Source organism: Streptomyces sp. S6 (genome assembly GCF_054880855.1).
Map to the genome: position 1 here is coordinate 1 of NZ_JBTYMC010000476.1, position 3530 is coordinate 3530.

General features: G+C 71.0%; 4 protein-coding genes. 1 reads left to right on the forward strand and 3 read right to left on the reverse strand.

What is annotated here, in order from left to right:
* Positions 1 to 1073 (reverse strand): SPFH domain-containing protein (locus ACVNF4_RS33845; RefSeq protein WP_461806701.1); only part of this gene is annotated, 1073 nt, incomplete at its 3' end.
* Between the two features lie 134 nt (positions 1074 to 1207).
* A complete protein-coding gene (locus tag ACVNF4_RS33850; RefSeq protein WP_461806702.1) occupies positions 1208 to 1426 on the reverse strand; it encodes a hypothetical protein in 219 nt (72 codons plus the stop codon).
* Positions 1427 to 1594: 168 nt separating this feature from the next.
* Between ACVNF4_RS33850 and ACVNF4_RS33855 the strand changes: the two genes are divergently transcribed.
* Positions 1595 to 2968, forward strand: coding sequence for a glycoside hydrolase family 43 protein (locus ACVNF4_RS33855; protein ID WP_461806703.1), 1374 nt, complete (start codon positions 1595 to 1597; stop codon positions 2966 to 2968).
* A 44-nt stretch (positions 2969 to 3012) separates the two neighbouring features.
* Here ACVNF4_RS33855 and ACVNF4_RS33860 read toward each other — a convergent pair.
* Positions 3013 to 3530 (reverse strand): hypothetical protein (locus ACVNF4_RS33860; RefSeq protein ID WP_461806704.1); only part of this gene is annotated, 518 nt, incomplete at its 5' end.

Below are 3530 nucleotides of genomic sequence, written 5' to 3' on the forward strand. Positions count from 1 at the left end.
CGGGTGGCGGCGGCCGAGGCGGTGCCCCGGGCCTTCGTCGCCTCGGCCTCCGCACCGGCGGCCTGCTTGACGCGGGTCGCCTCGGCGCCGGCCGCCAACTCCGTCTCCCTCGCCTTGGCCTGAGCCGCCGAGATACGCGCGTCGCGTTCCGCCTCGGCGAGCGTGCGCTTCTCGTACGCCTTCGCGTCGGCCGGTTTACGGACGTCCGCCTGGAGCTGCTGTTCGCGGCGGTGGGCCTCCAGTTCGGCGACACGGGTCTCCTGGACGACGACCTCCTGACGGGCGCCGGCCTCGGCGAGGGGCCCCGCCTGCCGGGCCTTCGCCGCCGCGTGGTCGCGTTCGGCCTGGTACCCGGCCTGGAGGATCTCGCTGTCGCGCGTCGCCTCCGACATGCGCGCGGCGGCCTGCTGCTCCGCCTCGGTGGCCAGCCGGTTGGCCTCGGCCTGCGCGATGCGCGCGTCCCGCTGGACGGCCGCCGCGTGCGGCATCGCCAGGTTCTGGATGTACCCGGTGGGGTCCTCGATCTCGTGGATCTGGAGCGAGTCGACGATCAGCCCGAGCTTCTCCATCTCCGACCCGCACGCCGCCCGCGTCTGCCCGGTCAGCTTCTCCCGGTCCCGGATCATGTCCTCGACCGTCAACCCGCCCACGATGGACCGCAGATGACCCGCGAACACGTTGTGCACCCGCTCGGACATCAGCCGCTGCTGGTCCAGGAACCGGCGGGCCGCGTTCGCGATCGACACGAAGTCGTCACCCACCTTGAAGATGACAACTCCCCGCACCTTCAGCGGAATCCCCTGGTGCGTGACGCAATCCACGTGCAGCTCGGTCTCGTTGAGGTCCAGCGACAGCTTGCGCACGGCCTGCACCCCCGGCAGCACCAGCGTGCCGCGCCCCGTGACGATCCGGAACCCCATCCCCGCTTCGAGCCCCTCGGTCCGATGGTTCGAACCCGAGATGATCAACGCCTCGTTGGGCTCCGCGACCCGCCACATCATCTTGAACACACCGATCAGCGCGAGGACGGCGACAACCGCCACCCCCGCCACGACGCCGACGACCATCGGCATACGCCCCCTTTGGATGGTGCCCTTTCGGCACCGAACGAAAGGGAGTGTGCGCCCGTGCGCGCCCCAGGAGAAGACACCGCTCGATCCTTGTCACAACCTTGACGCACACCGCCCTCACCTGGGGCTTCGCCTGCTCAACTGTCGTACGCGGCCGTGACGTAGACGGTCCTCGGCGGCAGGTGCTCCACCACCATCACCAGCTTTCCCGGCTCGAACCGCTCCCCGCTGTTCGCCGGGTACGCGAGGAAGTGCTCCGCCCCGCCCCGCACCCGGACGATGACCTCCCCGACGAGTCCGGGACCGACCACTCCCGTGACCCGCCCCATCAGCCCGACCATCGACGCGTCGTCCATGGACACAGGGTAGGCCCACAGGTCACAGGTGCGGTCGGCCGACGAGGGAAGGGCTCCGCGAAGGGCTGCGCAAAGGATTGACGTGTCCAATTCACGCCCTTACTTTCTGATCGACTTTCCGAACTCCGTTCGGCAGGTCGAACCCTGATGCGTTGTAGGGAGAGCCGCATGACCCCACGTCCCCCCACCTCCCGCCGCAGCCTGCTGCGCGCCCTCGCCGTCCTCCCCGCCGGCGCCCTGCTCCTCGGAGAGACGGGCACCGCCCTCGCCGCCGCCCCCACCGCCGGCTCGGCCACGAGATACACCATCGTCCCGTTCCTGAACAGCGACGACGGCACCGTCAACGTCTACACCTCGGACGACGGCACCGACTTCCGGCTCGCCAAGTCCTCCGCGTACACGCCGCCGCGCAACCGGATCCGCGACGCGAGCGTCTTCCGGCACACGGACGGCAACTACTACCTCACCTACACCACACACACCTGGCAGGACGTCAGCACGACGATCGGCTTCGCCCGCAGCCCCGACCGGCTCAACTGGACGTTCCTGTACGACTACCCGGTCCCGATCGCGGGCCTCTCCCGCGCCTGGGCCCCGGAGTGGTTCGTCGACGCCGACGGCAGTGTCAACGTCATCGTGTCCTGCTCCCTCACCGGCGACGAGTGGATCTTCACCCCGTACCGGCTCCGCGCCACCGACTCCGCGCTCACCGCCTGGAGTTCCCCGGTCGCCCTCGCCGGGCTCGGCGCCAACCACATCGACACGTACATCGTGCGCACCGGCTCGACGTACCACGCGTTCACGAAGAACGAGACGACGAAGTACATCGAGTACGCGACGGCGGGGTCTCTCAACGGCCCCTACACGCTGTCCAGGACCGGCGACTGGGCGGGCTGGGGCAGCTACCGCGAAGGCCCCTCGGTCGTCCAACTGGACAACGGCGCCTGGCGGATCTACTTCGACGGCTACGGCGACGGCAAGTACTACTACAGCGACAGCTACGACACCTTCGCCACCTGGTCCGCCCCCAAGGCCCTGCCCGCGATCTCCGGCACGGCCCGGCACTTCACGGTCGTCAAGGAGACCGTCGGCGGCGGGCCCGCCCTCACCAGGAACGCCACCCGCTCCTTCCGGTCCGTCAACTACCCCACCCGGTACTGGCAGTCAGAGTCCGCCCTCCTCAACCTCCCCGTCGTCAGCGGCTCCGGCACGGCCGCCGAGAAGCAGGCGGCCACCTTCACCGTCGTCGCCGGACTCGCCGACGCGAACGCGTACTCCTTCCGCGACCTCGTCGGCAACCACCTGCGCCACTGGGACTTCCGCGCCCGCTTCGACGCGAACGACAACACGTCCACCTTCGCCCGCGACGCCACGTTCGTCGCCCGCACCGGCACCACCTCCGGCGCCGTCCGCTTCGAGTCGTACAACTACCCCGGGTACTACCTCCGCCACTACGACTACCAACTCCGCGTGGCCCCCTCCGACGGCACCGACATCTTCCGGCAGGACAGTTCGTTCCTGCCGGTGACGGCCTGGGGCTGAGCCGCACGTCCCCCGGCCCGGGAGTCGGTGCCGGGCGTGGGTGCTCAGGAGGAGGTCGGCCGGGGGGCCGGTGCCCACCAGTAGACGTGGTCGACACGCCAGCCGTGCACCGGCAGATCGGGGACGGTCCGCCGGAGGCCCCCGCCGTCCGGCGCGGGCGTGTGCACGACGCTGCCGATCAGCGGACGGCCCAGAGCGTGGGCGTGTGCCAGCGCGGCCCGGGTGAGCTCGGCCGTGACGAGCGTGGGGGCGGGGGCGCCGTCGGTGAGGATGTCGACGAGTTCGACGACGGTCTCCCCCGTCGTCTCGTCGTCGCGGTCGGTCAGGAACGTCGCGTGGCCCACGGTCCTGCCCTCGTGCCGGGCCATGAGGGACACCCGGTCGGGCGACGCGCACACGCGGTCCGCCTCGGCCCGGGCCGCCGCCCCGGACACCGGACGCCCCACGTCCGCGCCGGCCGTGACGAACGCCTGCGCGAGCCAGAGCCGGACCAGTTCCTCGTCCACGGGTCCGTCCGCCGGGGTCGCGGCGGGCCCGCCCCGCACCGCCGGCGGCGGGTGGC

Bases quoted from the DNA above. Each gene is read 5' to 3' on its own strand.
- ACVNF4_RS33855 (WP_461806703.1), top strand. From the start codon at position 1,595: ATGACCCCACGTCCCCCCACCTCCCGCCGCAGCCTGCTGCGCGCCCTC.
- ACVNF4_RS33850 (WP_461806702.1), bottom strand. From the start codon at position 1,426: ATGGACGACGCGTCGATGGTCGGGCTGATGGGGCGGGTCACGGGAGTG.